The 17,448-nt window shown below is 38.0% G+C and carries 16 protein-coding genes; 7 read left to right on the top strand and 9 right to left on the bottom strand.

The window, feature by feature from the left end:
• Positions 1 to 42: 42 nt before the first annotated feature.
• The 3 genes from upp to PGN18_RS09750 all read right to left on the bottom strand — a co-directional run bounded on the left by upp (position 43) and on the right by PGN18_RS09750 (position 2,682).
• Positions 43 to 687: a uracil phosphoribosyltransferase gene (gene upp / locus PGN18_RS09760; protein ID WP_335319301.1), complete on the bottom strand. Its 645-nt coding sequence runs from the start codon at positions 685 to 687 to the stop codon at positions 43 to 45.
• An 86-nt stretch (positions 688 to 773) separates the two neighbouring features.
• Positions 774 to 2,042 (bottom strand): DUF7033 domain-containing protein, encoded by a 1,269-nt coding sequence (locus tag PGN18_RS09755; protein WP_335319300.1) that lies wholly within the window; start codon positions 2,040 to 2,042, stop codon positions 774 to 776.
• A gap of 130 nt (positions 2,043 to 2,172) precedes the next feature.
• Complete coding sequence (locus PGN18_RS09750; protein ID WP_335319299.1) at positions 2,173 to 2,682, bottom strand: DUF6702 family protein; 510 nt, start codon at positions 2,680 to 2,682, stop codon at positions 2,173 to 2,175.
• 183 nt (positions 2,683 to 2,865) lie between these two features.
• Here PGN18_RS09750 and PGN18_RS09745 point away from each other — a divergent pair, with 183 nt between their 5' ends.
• Positions 2,866 to 3,450 carry a HupE/UreJ family protein gene (locus PGN18_RS09745; RefSeq protein ID WP_335319298.1) on the top strand — a complete coding sequence of 195 codons (585 nt, stop codon included), beginning with the start codon at positions 2,866 to 2,868 and terminating at the stop codon, positions 3,448 to 3,450.
• A gap of 10 nt (positions 3,451 to 3,460) precedes the next feature.
• Positions 3,461 to 5,833: a M1 family metallopeptidase gene (locus PGN18_RS09740; RefSeq protein WP_335319297.1), complete on the top strand. Its 2,373-nt coding sequence runs from the start codon at positions 3,461 to 3,463 to the stop codon at positions 5,831 to 5,833.
• A 167-nt stretch (positions 5,834 to 6,000) separates the two neighbouring features.
• On the opposite strand, the gene PGN18_RS22395 is transcribed toward PGN18_RS09740, so the two are convergent.
• The gene (locus tag PGN18_RS22395; protein WP_442955350.1) at positions 6,001 to 6,159 is read right to left on the bottom strand and encodes an AAA family ATPase; all 159 of its coding nucleotides are present in this window, start codon (positions 6,157 to 6,159) and stop codon (positions 6,001 to 6,003) included.
• Positions 6,160 to 6,484: 325 nt separating this feature from the next.
• Here PGN18_RS22395 and uvrB point away from each other — a divergent pair, with 325 nt between their 5' ends.
• The 3 genes from uvrB (at position 6,485) to PGN18_RS09725 (ending at position 9,282) form a co-directional block, all read left to right on the top strand.
• Positions 6,485 to 8,527: an excinuclease ABC subunit UvrB gene (uvrB, locus tag PGN18_RS09735; RefSeq protein WP_335319296.1), complete on the top strand. Its 2,043-nt coding sequence runs from the start codon at positions 6,485 to 6,487 to the stop codon at positions 8,525 to 8,527.
• A 181-nt stretch (positions 8,528 to 8,708) separates the two neighbouring features.
• Positions 8,709 to 8,906, top strand: a complete 198-nt coding sequence (locus tag PGN18_RS09730) for a YwbE family protein (protein ID WP_335319295.1) — start codon at positions 8,709 to 8,711, stop codon at positions 8,904 to 8,906.
• Positions 8,907 to 9,033: 127 nt separating this feature from the next.
• Positions 9,034 to 9,282 carry a DUF4834 family protein gene (locus PGN18_RS09725; RefSeq protein ID WP_335319293.1) on the top strand — a complete coding sequence of 83 codons (249 nt, stop codon included), beginning with the start codon at positions 9,034 to 9,036 and terminating at the stop codon, positions 9,280 to 9,282.
• A 67-nt stretch (positions 9,283 to 9,349) separates the two neighbouring features.
• On the opposite strand, the gene PGN18_RS09720 is transcribed toward PGN18_RS09725, so the two are convergent.
• The 5 genes from PGN18_RS09720 to PGN18_RS09700 all read right to left on the bottom strand — a co-directional run bounded on the left by PGN18_RS09720 (position 9,350) and on the right by PGN18_RS09700 (position 13,442).
• Complete coding sequence (locus PGN18_RS09720; protein ID WP_335319292.1) at positions 9,350 to 9,799, bottom strand: SRPBCC family protein; 450 nt, start codon at positions 9,797 to 9,799, stop codon at positions 9,350 to 9,352.
• A 25-nt stretch (positions 9,800 to 9,824) separates the two neighbouring features.
• Positions 9,825 to 10,748, bottom strand: coding sequence for a TIGR01777 family oxidoreductase (locus PGN18_RS09715; RefSeq protein ID WP_335319291.1), 924 nt, complete (start codon positions 10,746 to 10,748; stop codon positions 9,825 to 9,827).
• Between the two features lie 2 nt (positions 10,749 to 10,750).
• Positions 10,751 to 11,569 (bottom strand): DUF393 domain-containing protein, encoded by an 819-nt coding sequence (locus PGN18_RS09710; protein ID WP_335319290.1) that lies wholly within the window; start codon positions 11,567 to 11,569, stop codon positions 10,751 to 10,753.
• Between the two features lie 216 nt (positions 11,570 to 11,785).
• Complete coding sequence (locus PGN18_RS09705; protein WP_335319289.1) at positions 11,786 to 12,292, bottom strand: GbsR/MarR family transcriptional regulator; 507 nt, start codon at positions 12,290 to 12,292, stop codon at positions 11,786 to 11,788.
• A gap of 64 nt (positions 12,293 to 12,356) precedes the next feature.
• Entirely contained in the window at positions 12,357 to 13,442 is a 1,086-nt protein-coding gene (locus PGN18_RS09700; RefSeq protein WP_335319288.1) for an alginate lyase family protein, read from the bottom strand.
• Positions 13,443 to 13,571: 129 nt separating this feature from the next.
• On the opposite strand from PGN18_RS09700, the gene PGN18_RS09695 reads away from it, so the two are divergent.
• Positions 13,572 to 16,067, top strand: coding sequence for a YfhO family protein (locus tag PGN18_RS09695; protein WP_335319286.1), 2,496 nt, complete (start codon positions 13,572 to 13,574; stop codon positions 16,065 to 16,067).
• Positions 16,068 to 16,582: 515 nt separating this feature from the next.
• A complete protein-coding gene (locus PGN18_RS09690; RefSeq protein WP_335319284.1) occupies positions 16,583 to 17,437 on the top strand; it encodes a UDP-2,3-diacylglucosamine diphosphatase in 855 nt (284 codons plus the stop codon).
• The last annotated feature ends 11 nt before the right edge of the window (positions 17,438 to 17,448 follow it).

Here is a 17,448-nt window from a genome sequence, read left to right as displayed (position 1 = left end):
CGTTAAGGACTCTGGACTAAAGATTTCAAACTAAGTACTGACTTAAACCTTTTCTCCATAGGCTAAATCCCCTGCATCGCCAAGCCCTGGTACGATGTAAGATTTACTGGTCATTTCCTGATCTATCGCCCCCAGCCAAAGTTTTGCCTTGGGCAGGTTGGCGCGTACATGGGCAATACCTTCGGCGCTGGCTATTGCAGCAACAATATGAAGCTCGGCAATTTTGTAGCGGTTAATCAGCTCTTTACAGCACATTACCATACTCTGTCCGGTAGCCAGCATCGGATCAGCCATGATCAACACTTTCCCATCCAGATCCGGAGTAGAAATGTAATCCATTTGAATAATAAAATCTTCTCCCTTATCCGCTTTACGATAAGCAGAAATAAAGCAGCATTCGGCTTTATCAAAGATGTTTAATAGCCCCTGTTGAAGTGGAAGTCCGGCCCTGAGTATAGTAGCCAGAACGGGTTGTTCGGACAAAACTGCGCAAGTTGATACCCCTAAAGGGGTGACGATATCCTGATTGGTATATTTCAATGATTTGCTGATCTCGTAGGCAAAAAATTCGCCAAGCCGCTGCATGTTTTTACGAAAACGCATGGAATCTTTTTGGATGTGCTCATCCCGAAGTTCTGCAATGAAAGTATTAGCGATAGATTTTGTCTTACTGATATCAAAAATCATGATGTTTTTTGGATATTATAGATTTGCAGCAATGTTTGTTTAATCACTAAATGTAGCAATTATAGGCTAAAAATTTTAAGCTAAAATCAATTCCCTGCATAATGAAGCATTTCTTTGAAAACTGATTTTAACTTCCTGTATTTGGGATGATCTGACAAACTTTTCAAGTTCCAGCTACTATAGAAAGTCCCATTCACGACTTTAACAGCATCAATACATTGGTGTATTTCTTTTATTGCCGCTTCTCTTGTTAAAAATTGTAAGGTGTGGTCGGTTAAGCAATAAGAATTAACCACTAGTGGTGTTACCTTTTCTAGCTGAAGATCATACCAGTTAAATGGTGTACATGTTCCCGCCCGGAACCCCGTCACGTTTTCATAACCCATAGAATAATCAGCTGTGATGCCAGAGTTCAGAATATTTAAATAACATATGGGGAATTTTAGCACATCTAACTGTTGGCTGGTTAGCTTGATGAGATTCGGATATACCTTTTTTAGCTTCATCAAACCTTCTTTAATTTCAGTCATTTTTTGGTTGTTGCTGGCACAGGGTCTTAACAAACCAAGCGATTGATTATTCAAAGTTTTAGAAATGCGATCCGTTCTGATATAATCCATCGAAACATCAGGAAAACCGACAAAATAAAGTGCATTGCTTTTCTTTGAAGTAAACATTTCTTCAACCTGATCAAGTACTTGCTCATTGTTAATCCCAATTCCTGTTAACCTGTCAAATTTGGCATTCAGGTAATTATTTTCCTTTTTAAAAACCGCACTGAAAATAAATTTGGCCCGGTTTAAAAAACCTTCAGGCAAATGGGTTAACATATTGAAATGGATGGTGGGCTGGTGCTGAAATTTCTTTTCCTGAAATTTAAAGTTTGGATACTTCTTCATGATGATACTTTTAACCATCAATGCCCACTCATCAATAACCGGTTTATTGAGCAGACGCCACTTATGCTGATAACTTTTTGACGCCTTGAAGGCTTCTTCCGTATTTTGCTGATGAACGTATTCTTCGTACCGGCTAATCATAAAAAAGGACGCCGCAAAAACATCGAACGGTAAAGCAGAGCGATCGACCGGAAATGGTACCTGGTATTCGCCAAATGAAACGGTTTTAGGTTTAATGTTTTCTAATTTGTTGGAAAAAAGCAAAGGTGTGCTTTTAAAAAAAAGTTCTTCTCCCAAAGGCTCATCGCCATAGCTGATTTTGATGTTTTCACTCTGCAGAAAATATTGGCTGTTGCCCGTAAATTCTATTTCTGTTTTAAGAATATCTTTAAAAATGAAATTGAAGATATATTTAATCCGGGGCGTTAAAATATTGGAGAAGATGATTAGCTGCATAACTTATTTTAACAACGGGTATTTAAAAAAAGATTACAAGAAATTTATCCTAGCCTAATATTAACTTAAGATATTGACCATTAATTAACAGTAATTTAACGCCAGATCATATCTAATACAAAAAGTACAGTTAAAAGTTTGCCACGAATTTTTTTTCAGGGTAAAGGATTTTAGTGCTTTTGCGGTTGCTGCCCTTAACCACATGTATTATGCTCATCTGATCATCAAACATATCGTATAAAATACTGTCGTTAATTTCAATAGATTTTAAAGCTGCCACTTTTTCAACTTCCAGGTAAATATTGGTGGCTTCATGATCGATCTCAAACCCGATATAGTTCATGGTAACAGCCTTGCCATTGGCTTTTAGCTGTAAATGAGAGAGCAGGTACTTTTTTACCAATTCATCCATCGCACTTTTCATTTTTGGATTGCTTAAATCAGTTTTTTGTTTGTATGATTTAGACAAAATTGCCTCGAAATCATCGGAAAAGATTTTACAGCTTAACTCTAACGTTTTATCTTTTGCATTAAAGTTAACTTCTGTTGTACTTACGTGCAAAGGATGATTTGTTCCCGCTTTTACAGAAAAAAAAGCACAGCACAAAAACAGAAGGATATATCTTAATTTACGTATCATTTTTTGTTAATTAACAGCAAAGTTATAACTTAAAGCTAAACCAAATAATGGGTTTTAATCACCAAAATAGTAACAAAATTAGGATTTATGCTTTTGTTTGGGGAATATTTGGTGTTTTTATAATTAAAAAGTATAATTTTAGCTATTGTAAACTATCTGGTTCCAATAGTTAGCTTATTATTCATGCCCTTACAAGATTTTATCTTTTATTTTAAATTGGGTTGGGAGCACATTATTAGTGCCGATGCTTTAGATCACCAGCTATTCGTTTTAGCTCTTGTGGCTATTTACAGCTATGTTAATTTAAAGCAGGTGCTCATATTGGTTACAGCATTTACCATTGGCCATTCACTTACCTTACTTTTAAGTGTACTGGATATTATCAGGTTTGATAGTAAATGGGTAGAATTTTTGATTCCATGTACCATCGTCATTACGGCGATCAGTAATTTATTCAGAAAAGATTTCTCCTTAAAATCAATCAAAATCAATTACTTTTTGGCATTGGGTTTTGGGCTTATCCACGGAATGGGCTTTGCAAACTCCATCCGGATCATGTTGGCTAAAGATCAGAACATTGGCTGGGGCCTGTTTGGTTTCAATTTAGGTTTAGAGGCCGGACAGGTTTTCATGGTAATTATGATTCTTTTAATTACCTTTTTAGTTTTTAATTATACCCGCATAAAACGAATGAGCTGGGTTTTATTTATATCAGCAGCCGTATTTAGCCTGGCTTTAAAAATGGCTTTAGAACGAATTCCTTTTTAATGAATGTGCAATGAATAAACTATTTACTTTAACTGGCTTGCTCTTCTTCTCCGGAGGTTTGGCTATGGCTCAAAATATTCAGAATAACCCAGGTAGTAACCATGGGAATAAATTTGAGCAGTTGGGTACTATTTTACCTACCCCTAACGAACAGCGTACAGCAAGTGGGGCACCTGGCGTAAAATATTGGCAACAGCGTGCTGATTATAACATTAAATGTGAGCTGGATGAAAAAAATCTGTTGTTAACGGGTGCTGAAACCATCACCTACACCAATAATTCTCCTGATCCTTTAACTTATATTTGGCTGCAGCTTGATGAAAATGAGCACAGTACAGATAGAAATGCCAATTATCAGGATGCGACCAAAATGCCTACTGCAGGAAGTACCCAGTCTTTAGACGAGCTGAGTTCCAAAGCAAACAATGGTTATGGAATCAATATTACCAAACTAACAGATGCTATGGGCAAAAGCCTAAAATACACCGTTAACAAAACCATGATGAGGGTTGATTTGCCGGTAGCGTTGAGGACCGGACAGAAGTTTATCTTTAACATAGGCTGGAACTACAAAATTACGGACAGGATGAGTGTTGGTGGCCGTGGTGGTTATGAGTTTTTCCCAGCGGATGGCAATTATTTATTTACAATGACACAATGGTACCCGCGTTTGTGTGTATACAGCGATTTTCAGGGATGGCAGAACCACCAGTTTACCGGAAGAGGTGAGTTCGCCTTAACCTTTGGCGACTTTAAAGTTCAAATGACTGTTCCGGCAGATCATTTGGTGGGTTCAACTGGCGAGTGTATCAATTATAGTGCTGTTTTAAGTCCAACACAGTTAAGCAGGTATAATGCTGCAAAAACGGCTGCTGCACCAGTAGAAATCCAAACTTTGGCTGAAGCTAAACTGGCAGAAACCAAAAAATCTACAGCAAAAAAAACATGGGTATTTAATGCAAATAATGTCCGCGATTTTGCATGGACTTCTTCCCGTAAATTTATCTGGGATGCCATGCCACAAAAAATTCAGGCTAATAACAATACCGTAATGTGTATGAGTTTTTACGGAAAAGAAGCTTACAACCTATACAGTAAATTTTCTACACGTGCAGTAGCGCATACCATTAAAACCTATTCAGATTTTACCATTCCTTACCCTTACCCGGTTGCACAAAGTATCGAAGCTGCAAATGGAATGGAATATCCGATGATCTGTTTTAACTATGGCCGTACCGATGTTGATGGAACTTATAGTGAAAGCACCAAAAACGGAATGCTTGGTGTAATCATCCACGAGGTTGGTCACAACTTTTTCCCCATGATTGTAAACAGCGACGAACGTCAGTGGACGTGGATGGATGAAGGTTTGAATTCGTTTGTAGAATACCTGACCGAAGAGCTTTGGGATAACAAATTTCCAAGTAAGAAAGGGCCTGCATATACCATTGTTGATTACATGAAACTGCCTAAAGATGAGCTAGAACCCATTATGACCAACTCTGAAAATATTGCACGTTTTGGTCCAAATGCCTATTCAAAACCCGCTACAGGATTAAATATTCTCCGCGAAACCATTATGGGAAGAGAACTTTTTGATTATGCGTTTAAGGAGTATTCCAGACGATGGGCTTTTAAACATCCACAACCTGCAGATCTTTTTCGTACCATGGAAGATGCCAGTGGCGAAGATTTAGATTGGTTTTGGAGAGGTTGGTTTTATGGAACCGATCCATGCGACATTTCTTTAGACAGTGTAAGGTTTGCCAAAGCAGAATTCCCTAAAGAGCTTCCGGCGGCAAGATCAAGAATGGTAAAAATTGATAAACCGATGGTAAATGCTTTTGAGGATATTTCAAAAATCAGAAACCGCGAGGACAAGAGAATTAGCTTTTATGTAGATAAAAATGCTGCAGCGCAGGATTTTTATTATAAATACGATAGAGGAATGGTAACTGTAGATACGACGGTATCTACTAAAACAAATCTTCCTTTTTCCATAGATGTTGTTCCGGAAGCAGAAAAAAGCAAATATGAAAATAAGTTCCTATACGAATTGAGTTTTAGCAATAAGGGAGGGTTGGTAATGCCCATCATTGTAGAATTTACCTATAAAGATGGTACAAAGGAACTTGATCGTATTCCAGCACAAATATGGAGACATAATGAATCAAAAACGGCTAAATTTTACGTAAAAGATAAAGAAGTAGCTTCTATCTTGATTGATCCCTTGCTCGAAACTGCTGATATTGACACGTCAAATAATACATGGGGTGGCAAAGGAAAAGAAAGCAAATTCAAGGCTTACAAAATGAAAGCAAGCACAACTGTAAGAGGCCAATCGGTTGGTAAAAACCCAATGCAGGCCGCTGCTGGAAAATAAGGTATCATTATTTCACCAAACGTCATTCCCAAATAATTGGGAATCTTAAAGTTTAGCATGACGAATTTTATTAAACTCCCCGTTGAACATAATTCAACAGGGAGTTTTTTTATTGAATCTGGGGCAAAACATTCACCAAAAAATTTCGGAGGTTGGTTACTGTTATATCATTTGAAGATAGGTGGGTTTCGCTTTTCAAGAAAAGTGTAAACATCCTGTAGTTTAGCAACATCCCTTGGATTTTCCATATCAAGGTATATGTAATCATGGCTTAAATCTTTTGCTAATGTCGTTTTTCCGACCTGTCGTGGCCCAAGAATAGCAATAGCAGGAGATTTTTAAAGTCTGTTTCTTAATTGGGCTGCAAGATTTCTGATAATTTGCGTTTACAAATATTATAAACCTAGTAAATCGAAAATTCAACTTTTGATTTACTAGGTTAGTATGCTTTAAAGGCAGTATTCTATTTAACAAATCAGCCTTATAATTTAAGAATTGTTGTATGTAAATCAATTTTCAACTTTCCTGACTTTCGTCTGTTTTACTGTTTGGTTGTTAAGTCTTATATTTCCTCCTTCCCCTCATGTGTTTAATAAGTGAAGGAGGAAACGTAAAAATTTAACCTCAATTTTTATTAAGTTTGATATACTCATGAAATTTAAAATCACTTCAGAATATAAACCTACCGGAGATCAGCCTAATGCGATAAAACAGCTGGTAGATGGTGTAAACGCTAACGAACATTATCAGACTTTATTGGGTGTAACTGGGTCAGGAAAGACATTCACGATAGCTAATGTAATTGAACAAACTCAAAAGCCAACTTTAATTTTAAGTCACAATAAAACCCTGGCTGCGCAACTTTACGGTGAGTTTAAGAATTTTTTTCCCGAAAACTCGGTCAATTACTTTGTTTCTTACTATGATTATTACCAACCGGAAGCCTTTATTGCTTCGAGCAACACCTATATCGAAAAAGACCTGAGCATTAACGAGGAGATCGAGAAATTGCGTTTACGTACCACTTCATCGCTAATGAGTGGCAGGAGAGATATTATCGTAGTATCTTCAATATCATGTATTTATGGTATGGGTAATCCAGAAGATTTTTCGAGAATGGTTTTTCGCTTTGGTGTAGGGCTGCGGATTTCGAGAAATGCATTTTTACATAGTTTGGTCGAGATTTTATATTCAAGGACTACCACAGACTTTAAACGTGGAACATTTAGGGTAAAAGGCGATACGGTTGACGTTTATCCGGCTTATCTGGATCATGCATACCGCATTTCTTTTTTCGGAGATGATATTGAAGAACTTTCGGCAATTGATCCTGTTTCAGGTAAAACACTAGAAAAACTGGAGGATATGGCTATTTATCCGGCCAACCTCTTTGTTACACCAAAAGACCGCTTTAATCAATCCATTTGGGGTATACAGGAAGAATTAGAGATCCGCAAAAACCAATTGATTGCCGATCGTCATTTGTTGGAGGCCAAAAGACTGGAAGAGCGGACCAATTTCGATCTTGAAATGATGAAAGAATTGGGGTATTGTTCAGGGATCGAAAATTATTCCCGTTTCTTCGATGGAAGACAACCGGGTATGCGGCCTTTCTGTTTACTGGATTATTTCCCTGATGATTATTTAATGGTTATTGATGAAAGCCATGTTACTGTTCCGCAAATCAGGGCCATGTATGGTGGAGACCGATCGAGAAAATTATCTTTAGTTGAGTATGGGTTCCGTTTGCCTGCCGCCTTAGATAATAGGCCTTTAAACTTTAACGAGTTCGAAGCCCTTGCACCACAAACCATTTATGTGAGTGCTACTCCGGCAGAATACGAACTGGAAAAATCAGAAGGTGTTGTTGTGGAGCAGGTCATCAGGCCTACCGGATTACTTGATCCTGTTATAGAGATCAGGCCTGCCATTAACCAGGTTGATGATCTTTTGGATGAGATAGACCTTACTATAAAAGATGGCGGACGTGTACTGGTTACTACCCTAACCAAACGGATGGCTGAAGAGTTAACGAAGTATCTTGATCGCTTGAACATCAAAACCAGGTATATTCATTCCGAAATTAAAACTTTAGAACGTGTAGAAATTTTGCGTGGTTTACGCCTGGGCGAATTTGATGTGTTAGTGGGAATTAACCTTTTGAGGGAAGGTTTGGACTTACCAGAAGTTACTTTGGTCGCAATTCTGGATGCGGATAAAGAAGGTTTTCTGCGGTCAGAAAAATCATTGATCCAAACCATTGGTCGTGCTGCACGTAATGATCGCGGCCGGGTAATTATGTATGCTGATGGCATTACGGAAAGTATGGAAAAAACCATTTCAGAGACGAACAGGCGTAGAGATATACAGATTGCCTATAATCTTGAAAACGGTATTGTTCCTAAAACTGTTGGCAAATCGAGAGAAGCAATTTTAGAACAGACTTCAGTGCTCGATTTCTCTCAAAAAGCGAACGATAATAAAGCTAAAGCTTATGTAGAAAATGCAGAGATCAGTATTGCAGCAGATCCAATTGTACAATATATGGGTAAGGCGGAACTGCAAAGGGCAATTGATACCACCCGGAAGGATATGCAGAAAGCAGCAAAGGATATGGACTTTTTGCAAGCTGCAAAGCTGCGTGATGAAATGTTTGCGCTGGAGAAAATGTTTGGCGAAAAATTCGGTAAATAAATAACTTAGGATAGGCAAAGGCTATTTTATGGGTTTTGATAACGGGGTTTGATCAGGGCGCTTTTCACATTAAATGCTAGCTTTTAATCTTTAAACCATAAAATTGTAACAGATTTCTCGGAAACATTTCAAAATAATTATGGAATTTTGAAATCTTCATCATCAGTTTATTACAGCGCATATGGACGGGCAAAATAGAAAAGACATTTATCCGGGCTTGGAAGTCGGAATCATATTGAAGAAAGATCAGCGATCTGGAAACATCACCTATGGCGTGGTGAAAGATCTGCTTACTTCATCCGCATTTCATTCAAGAGGAATAAAGGTTAGACTTGAAGACGGTCAGATTGGTCGCGTAGCCGAGATTGTTGAAGATTAATGCAGTTATTAAAACCTTTATAGCCTTATTTGCGTATTATATTTGTAATCGGATTGCAATTAAAGGCCTAAAAAGTAACAAAATAAATATTACGTCGTCTATATTTGTAACAACAGTAATTTAAAGCATGGCATTAGTAAAATTCATTTTTATTACAATATTGGTACTTTGGCTGATCAGAATGTTGATTAGGCTAATTCTACCCATGCTGTTTAACAACCTGGCCAGCAAAATGCAGAGTCCGGGTACCGGACAGCAACAACAGCGTCGGCAGAAGCCTGAAGGTTCTATCTCAATAGATTATATGCCCCCAAAACCTGATCAAAGTAAAACAGATAAGCTTGGCGATTTTGTAGATTACGAAGAAGTGAAATAAAACTAAACCCCAAACTTGTCTCGGGGTTTTTTGTTAAAATTCGTGATGAAATTATTCATAGCATACATTACAATTCAGCCTGAAATTTAATTACCTCATTTCTTTTTTCAATAAGTTTCAGCAGATAGTTCTTTAGGAATATTTTTTCCGCTAACTTGCCAAATAGGCCGAATGGAGCCTGAAACTCAAAAATGTCTGTCATTTCTGTTTGGAAACCTATTGTTTTGAACGAGTGCTGGTGATGGAGTTTTTTAAACGGTCCGGTAATCATCTCGTCTGTAAAGAACGATGGATATTTCATCCGGCTGATCCTATTGGTCATTTCAAACTTGACGCCAAAGTGCCTCGCGCTCCAGGTAACAGATTCACCCAGCTCAATCAGGCCGTTAGTTTTTCCAGCTATCGCTTTTTCATTAGATGATCTCATTGACTGTAAATGAAGATCGATACTTCTGGATAGATCAAAACAACGCCTGATAGGTGCATTAATCAATGTTTTTATGATTATTGTCGGCATATATCTGTTTTGGTTACAATAGCTTTTATCGCGCCTGGCTCAGAGCTGCCATTGCCTCATCAATTTTTCCATATCTAAATACAAATCCACTATCGAGGAGCACAACTGGTTTAACCCTCCTGCTTTTTAAAATCAGTTCTGTTTCTGTTCCTATAATTCTTGCGCCAATGGCCAATAACCAGGCAGGGGCAGGCAAGCCGAAATTACGGCCAAAGGCCTTTCTGATGCTGCGCATGAAAACATGGTTTTCAATCGCCTCTGGTGCTGTACAGTTTACGACTCCTTTAATTTCCGGATGATTTAGTAACCATTCGATACTACCCGCAGCATCCTCTTCATGGATCCAGCTCACATACTGTTCGCCATTGCCCTGTTTGCCACCCATCCCCAGTTTAACCAGGTTAAGTAATCGTGGAAATGCGCCATCCGCTAAACCTAAAACAATGCCCATTCTAAGTGCAATCTTTCGGGTATTGGGTGTATTGGTTTCGAAAAAGGATTTTTCCCAAGCTTTACATACCTCAACAGAGAATCCTTCACCAATTTCGCCCGTAAACTCATCTTGTGAATGGTCCTCTGAATGGCGGTAAATAGTGGCAGAAGTGATATTGATCCAAAGTTTCGGTGGATTTATCATTTCTTCAATTACTTTTCCTAATAATTGAGTAGGAATCAGTCTTGACTCAAAAATTTCTTTTTTGTTTTTCTCCGTATATCTGCAGTTTACATTTTTGCCGCAGAGGTTAACTACGAGGTTTGCTCCAGAAAAACTATGGGTCCAATCACCAATGGTTTTGCCATCCCAAACCAATGTTTTAATGTTGCCTTTTTCAGCTTGTGGCTTTCTGGCCAAAATAATCACTTCATCGGCCATGCTGCCAAAATATTTTGAGAGTACGCCGCCCAAATAACCATTTCCACCAGCAAGTATAATTTTTCCGTATTTCATGATCATGATAAAATTAAGATTAAACCCAAAACAATTAAGCGGTAAAGTGCCCAGGTCACACTCATCAACCAGCCTAGCTTTAATAATTTACTTCTCCGGATATGTTCTAAAAACATCAATCCCGCAATCATTAAAAAATAAATTAGGAAAAATAGTGGCTGAAAGTTGAAGTATTTATCCAGCACGATAATGGGCAGGAGTAAAAGCGAGCCCGCAAAAGAAATGGTCATCATGCTGCCTAGGTAATCCCAAAGTTTTTCTTTTCTGTAAAAGCTGATGATAATACCCTGAAAGAATAGCTGTCCACCACAGATTAAGTATTCGCGGTAATTACTGCCCATTGTAACAAAATCGGTTAAAAGGTGTGCATAGTCAATCAAAATATAAGCCGTGATGGACCAGGTAAAAAGTAGGAAGGTTATCCGATAACGTAATTTAAAAGTTGGCTGCAAGCTATTTTCTTTAATTGCAACCGGGATAATCACCTTACGATTGTAAGAAATAAATGCATAAAGTTGCTGCATCACATAAACAAAAGGACCAAACAAAAACAACGGTTTAAAAAAAGGAATGGCATATGCAATAATTTTGAACAAACTCTTGATCCCGTAAGTGACTTCGCCGGTTTCGGTATTCACCAACGCAATTTCATCGGCTGCCTTTTGATGGTTTACCAGTGGGCAAATGTTTGATGGCATTTCCTGGTAAGCCTCCCTGCCACTTTGAGACAACATTCCTATCTTGACAAAAGCTTTGGTATAGGCATAACAGATAGGACACTCATTGTCAAATAAAATCACATGGTTATTAAGCGTTTTCATTTTATTTAAATTTTTAATATTTTCAGTAAATAATGAAAGTTTAAACTAAAAAATAAAGCCAAACAATTGGTTAGGCTATTTTTATGGAGGTTTAAGGTTTAGGGGGGGCAGGCTTTCAGGTGTAAGAGTAAATTTCCCTTGATACTTGATACTTTCATCTTGATACTCATTACTTTCATCTTGCTACTTAACCTCTATATCTCCACCCTCCTCAGTTCATTTAAATACTTTCAATATGGAACCCCAAAACCAATTTTCTTCCGCTTTGAGCATCGTTTCTAAAGTTTTGTCAACATTTATCGCAAGTTTGTTAATATCGGAAACTGATTTTTTGAAGGTCTTATAATCCGGATCCTTTTCATCGCCCACTACTGTTGACAGCTCATTTAAAACTTTTAACACAGGTTCTAACTCTCTTTTTTTGCGCTCTTTAGCTACTTGTCGCGCAATATTCCAAACATCCTTATCAGCAAAGAAATACTCTTTTCGTTCGCCCGCTTTATGCTGTTTTTCAATTAAACCCCATCCAATTAAATCGCGGAGCGTCATGTTTGCATTTCCCCTGGAGATGCTGAGCTGTTCCATAATTTCTTCAGTAGTAAGGGCTTCAGGAGAAATTAATAATAACGCATGTACCTGGGCCATGGTACGGTTAATGCCCCACTCGGAGCCTAATTTCCCCCAGGCTTCTATAAATTTTAATTTCGCTGCTGCCAATTCCATAAACAAATATAAAATATAATTTTTAAACTTTCAAAAATTATTGAAAGTTTATTCGTTTTTTTATTTAGTTATTTCGGCGTTGAATTTCATCCAGTACCATCTGCCAGTTGATAGCATTGTTGTTTACTTCTTTTAACAGATCAGCATGCTTTCCATCAAAATACACAGATAGCTTTAATACGGGCAAAGCTAAATCCGGTTTAAACATTGATCCGGGTGCAAATCCAGGTTCATTGTTTTTTGCCCTATCGCGATCGAACTTCACAGTCGTATTTACATATTCTTCATGTTGTTTTTCGCCATTGATATATGGAATCAGCCATTCGACCGATTTTTTGATCGAAGATCCTTTAGGCGATTGGTAGGTGTAAAAGTTTGGCCCCTTCGCCCTATCAATCATAATGGCTAGCTTTAACATCGGTTCCAGGTCGTAAATATGGTAATGCATGGCATCACGCTCTTTAAAATCCAAACTTGTGCCATCAGGATATAGATTGATGTTGATGTGGCTTTTTAAATTATCAATGGTCCACTTGATGAACTCCTGATTGTTTAACGTGTAACCGATTTCACCAACAACTTTTAAACGGTGTGCGTTCCAATTGTTGATGGCAGTGGCCCTCCCCGCTTTCATTCGCTTGCTGTTAATTTCTGCCCGTGCTGTTTCACTTAACCAACGATCAACCCGTTTTTTATCTGCACTTGATAGATCGTTCTTCACCAGGTCGTAAGCCTCGATTGACTTATCCAGATTCGTATCATCAATAGGATCGCCATTTGGCTTATTGATTTTAGCCCATGCACCAAGAAATTCTGCACATTTGTTTAAATATTTCCGATCATCTGTAATCCGATATTGCAAGGCCATAGCAAACATTTTGTTCATATCTGCCAGGGCTAATCTGGTTTTTTCCTTTTTTGGATTACCCTTTAATAATCCTTCCGTTCGGATGGTATCAATTGGGCTGGGGCTTTCATTTAGATAGTTTAATGCCGATTTTTCAAAGCCCTGATATAGTTTTTTGGTTTGTCCATCATTTTTGATCTGCGTTTTCAGCTTTTTTATTTCATCATGACTTAAACTTACAATCTGGGCAAACGAAGAAAAAGATAAGGTGGCAATCGCAATTGTAACAACAAACTTTCTCATAATAAATAGGTTGAATTTCTATTCTTTGCTACAAATCTAATTTTTTATTCAGCATGCATTTCATTTATTGCTTTTTTATACCGCCCAATTTTTTATTTTTGACGTTCGTTTAAACTTAAACAAACCTTAATGAATAACTGGTTTAATAGAAATGGCGTCCACTTAGCCATTATTGCATTTTTTGTAGTCATTACTTTTGCCTACTTCAGTCCCGTTTTGCAGGGTAAAGCACCACAACAAGGCGATGTTTTGCAGGCTAAAGCCATGCAAAAGGAAATTATGGATATTAAGGCGAAAGATGGTAAGGGTCCGCTTTGGACCAACCAGATGTTCGGTGGTATGCCAGCTTACCAAATTTGGGTACAATACCCGCTCAATATTACAACTTATGGTATAGATGTAATTAAGGGTATATTCCCCGATCCTGTTGGAACGGTTTTGTTATACCTTTTAGGAGCCTACCTTTTATTCTGTATATTAAAAATAAATCCTTGGTTAGCTGCTGCGGGTGCAATCGCCTTTGCATTTACATCCTATAATTTTATTATTATAGCAGCAGGGCATAGCAACAAGGCTTTAGCTATCGGCTTTTTTGCTCCTATTTTAGCTGCCATTATCCTCACCTTAAGAGGTCGATATTTAGTTGGTGGTAGTCTGCTGGCACTTTTTATGGCTCTGGAGATCCGCTCTAACCATATCCAAATGACCTATTATTTATTTATAGCTTTATTTATTTTAGGCTGTATAGAACTTTATCATGCTTTTAAAGCGAAACAGCTTGCGGCATTTGGTAAATCTGTTGCTTATGTTATCGCAGGCATTTTCTTGTCAGTTTTAGTTAATGCAGGTACCTTGTGGACGACATATGAGTATGGTAAAGAAACTATTCGTGGTAAATCTAACTTAAAAACTGATAAAGCCGAACCCGCAAACGGTTTGGATAAAGCATACGCCTATCAATGGAGCCAGGGTGTTGGGGAGAGTTTCTCGTTCCTGATCCCAAACATTTATGGTGGTGCAAGCAGTATTGATGAAATGATCAAACCTGAAAGCAACACCTATAAAGCGGTGGAAAAAAATCTTCAGGGAGTAGATCCGCGTCAGGCCATTGGTTATGTTGCACAGAATTTAGGTACTAACCAGTATTGGGGCAATAAACCAGGTACATCTGGTCCGTATTATTTTGGCGCAATTATTTGTTTCTTATTTGTCTTCGGTTTGTTTATTGTAAAACACCGTTGGAAGTGGTGGATTTTGGGATCGAGTATTTTATTATTGTTCTTATCATTCGGACAAAACCTGCCATTTATCTCTGACATCTTTTTTGATTATCTGCCGGGTTATAACAAATTCAGAGCAGTTGAATCTATTTTGGCTGTTGTTGGTTTATTGGTTCCCCTATTGGCAGTATTAGCAATTAAAGAGGCACAGGATGGTAAATACGATCAGAAGTATTTGGTACAGCGTTTAACATGGTCTGCGGGTATTACAGGTGGGTTCGCATTGATTATTGCAATAATCCCAACAGCCTTTTTCAGCTTTACCCAGGCTAACCAGCCACAGGTTTTAGATGCTTTAACACAGACCCTCCAAAATAACCGTGCTGCGGCAATGGAAATTTTGAATGGCATTGTTGCTGATCGTGTAGCTTTAGCCCGTGCTGATGCCTTACGATCATTATTGTTTATAGCGGCAGGTTTTGGAATTACTTGGGCTTTCATCACCAAAAAGATGAACATGCAATTGGCTTTTGGCTTATTAGCTTTGTTTGTACTGATAGATTTATGGCAGGTAGATCGCAGATACTTAAATAACCAGAATTTTGTAAGCAAATCAGATTTAGATAACCACTACCAGCCAAGGGATGTAGATAATTTTATCTCGGCCGATAAAGATCCAAACTTTAGGGTTTTTGATCTATCGCTGGGTGATCCCTTCAAAAGTGCTGAAACGTCTTACTTCCATAAAACTGTAGGCGGTTTCCATTCCGCGCGGTTAAAACGTTTTCAGGAACTGGTAGATAACCAGATGACGAAAAGCATAAACCAGGACGTTCTTGATATGTTAAATACCAAGTACATCATCACACAAGATCAGCAAAACGGGTCGTATAAAATGCAGCGTAACCCAACAGCTGCAGGTAATGCCTGGTTCGTACAAAGCGTGCAGTTTGCTAAAAACGCTGATGAAGAAATGAAGGCAATTAGCAGTTTTGATGCTAAAAAAGAGGCTATTGTCGACGAATGCTATAAAAACCTAATCGATACTAAACGTTTGGGAACAGGTCAGGAAGGATTTATTAAATTGACCAACTACAGTCCTGATCATTTAACTTACGAATACTCAACGGCCAAGGATGCAATTGCAGTGTTTTCAGAGATCTATTACGATAAGGGCTGGAAAATGTATGTTGACGGAGTTGAGAAACCATACTTCAGGGCCGATTACGTCTTACGTGCAGCCCAATTAGAGGCAGGTAACCATAAACTTGAGTTTATTTTCCATCCAACCTCGTATTATACCGGAGAAAAAATCTCTTTGGCAGGATCGATCTTGTTGTTGGCCGGATTAGGGTTTGGTTTTTATTCAGAAGAAAAGAAAAAGAAGAAAGCGGTTAAAGCTTAACTGCTTTATTGGAATTATATTTTAAACCCCGTAGGATTTTGATCTTACGGGGTTTTTGTTTTTGGTCCGATCTCTTCCTCTGATTGTCATCTCGAGCGGAGTGAAACGTAGCTGAGAGATCTGCTGGATAGATCTCTCCACTTCGCGTTGCTTCGGTCGAGATGACGACCTTTGCTTTAGTTAACAGAGTCAACAAAATACCAAGGCCCAACTGTCCAATTGCGGTTTGCAATAACCAATAAACCAATGTCAAATGAACCCATAAGCCAGGTTGTAATAAAATTTAACAATGTCGTAACATTTGTTTGATATACAGCGTCTTATCTTTGTAATGAAAATCAGGTAATATGTTAGAGTCATTCTTTGCCGTATGCTTATTAATTGTTGTACTTTATTTCTTTAGCCCTTTTGAGGTAAAACTCGATGAGGAAGAAGAGTGGTAGCACCATTAATTTAACTCTAAACTGCTTAAACCAGGCGGTAATAATATCCTTTCCCCTGAACTTTCCCTTTTTATGGAAAAAAGAAATCTCGATGTAGTCGTAATCTCTGATGTACACCTGGGTACTTATGGCTGCCATGCTAAAGAACTTTTAAAGTATCTTAAAAGCATTAAACCCAAAACATTAATCTTAAATGGCGATATTATCGACATCTGGCAGTTTAGCAAAAGTTACTGGCCGGAATCGCATATGAAAGTCATCCGTAAACTGATGAAATTCGTTTCAGAAGGTGTGCAGGTTCACTATCTTACCGGAAACCATGACGAGATGCTCCGCAAATTTGACGGTATGGAAATGGGAAGTTTTCATTTACAGAATAAATTGATTTTAGAACTGGATGGAAAAAAAGCATGGTTTTTTCATGGTGATGTTTTTGATGTGACCATGCAGCATTCTAAATGGCTGGCTAAATTAGGTGCGGTTGGTTATGATACACTGATCCTCATTAATAGTTTTGTAAACTGGGTATTGACTGCTTTTGGAAGGGAAAAAATGAGCTTTTCGAAAAAAATCAAAGCCAAGTTTAAAGATGCGGTTAAGTTCATTAATAGTTTTGAACAAACTGCGGCAGAACTGGCTATTGAAAAACGTTATGAGTATGTAGTGTGTGGCCATATTCATCAGGCTGAGCAAAGAGAAATTGCCACAGAAGATGGAAAAGTAACTTATCTGAATAGCGGCGATTGGGTGGAAAGTTTAACGGCTTTAGAATATCAAAGTAAAACCTGGACGGTGTTTAAGTATGAACACCAGCATTTTACAAAGGATCAGTTGGAGGAAGGAATGCTCTCGGATGCGGAAGATTTAAAGAGCAAACTGGACATCAATATTCTTTTGCAGAATATAAAATATGAAATTGCCCAATAATTTTAGATATT

It is taken from the genome of Pedobacter terrae, from assembly GCF_036946585.1.
GTDB lineage: Bacteria > Bacteroidota > Bacteroidia > Sphingobacteriales > Sphingobacteriaceae > Pedobacter > Pedobacter terrae_C.
This window is presented reverse-complemented; position numbering and strand designations above follow the sequence as displayed.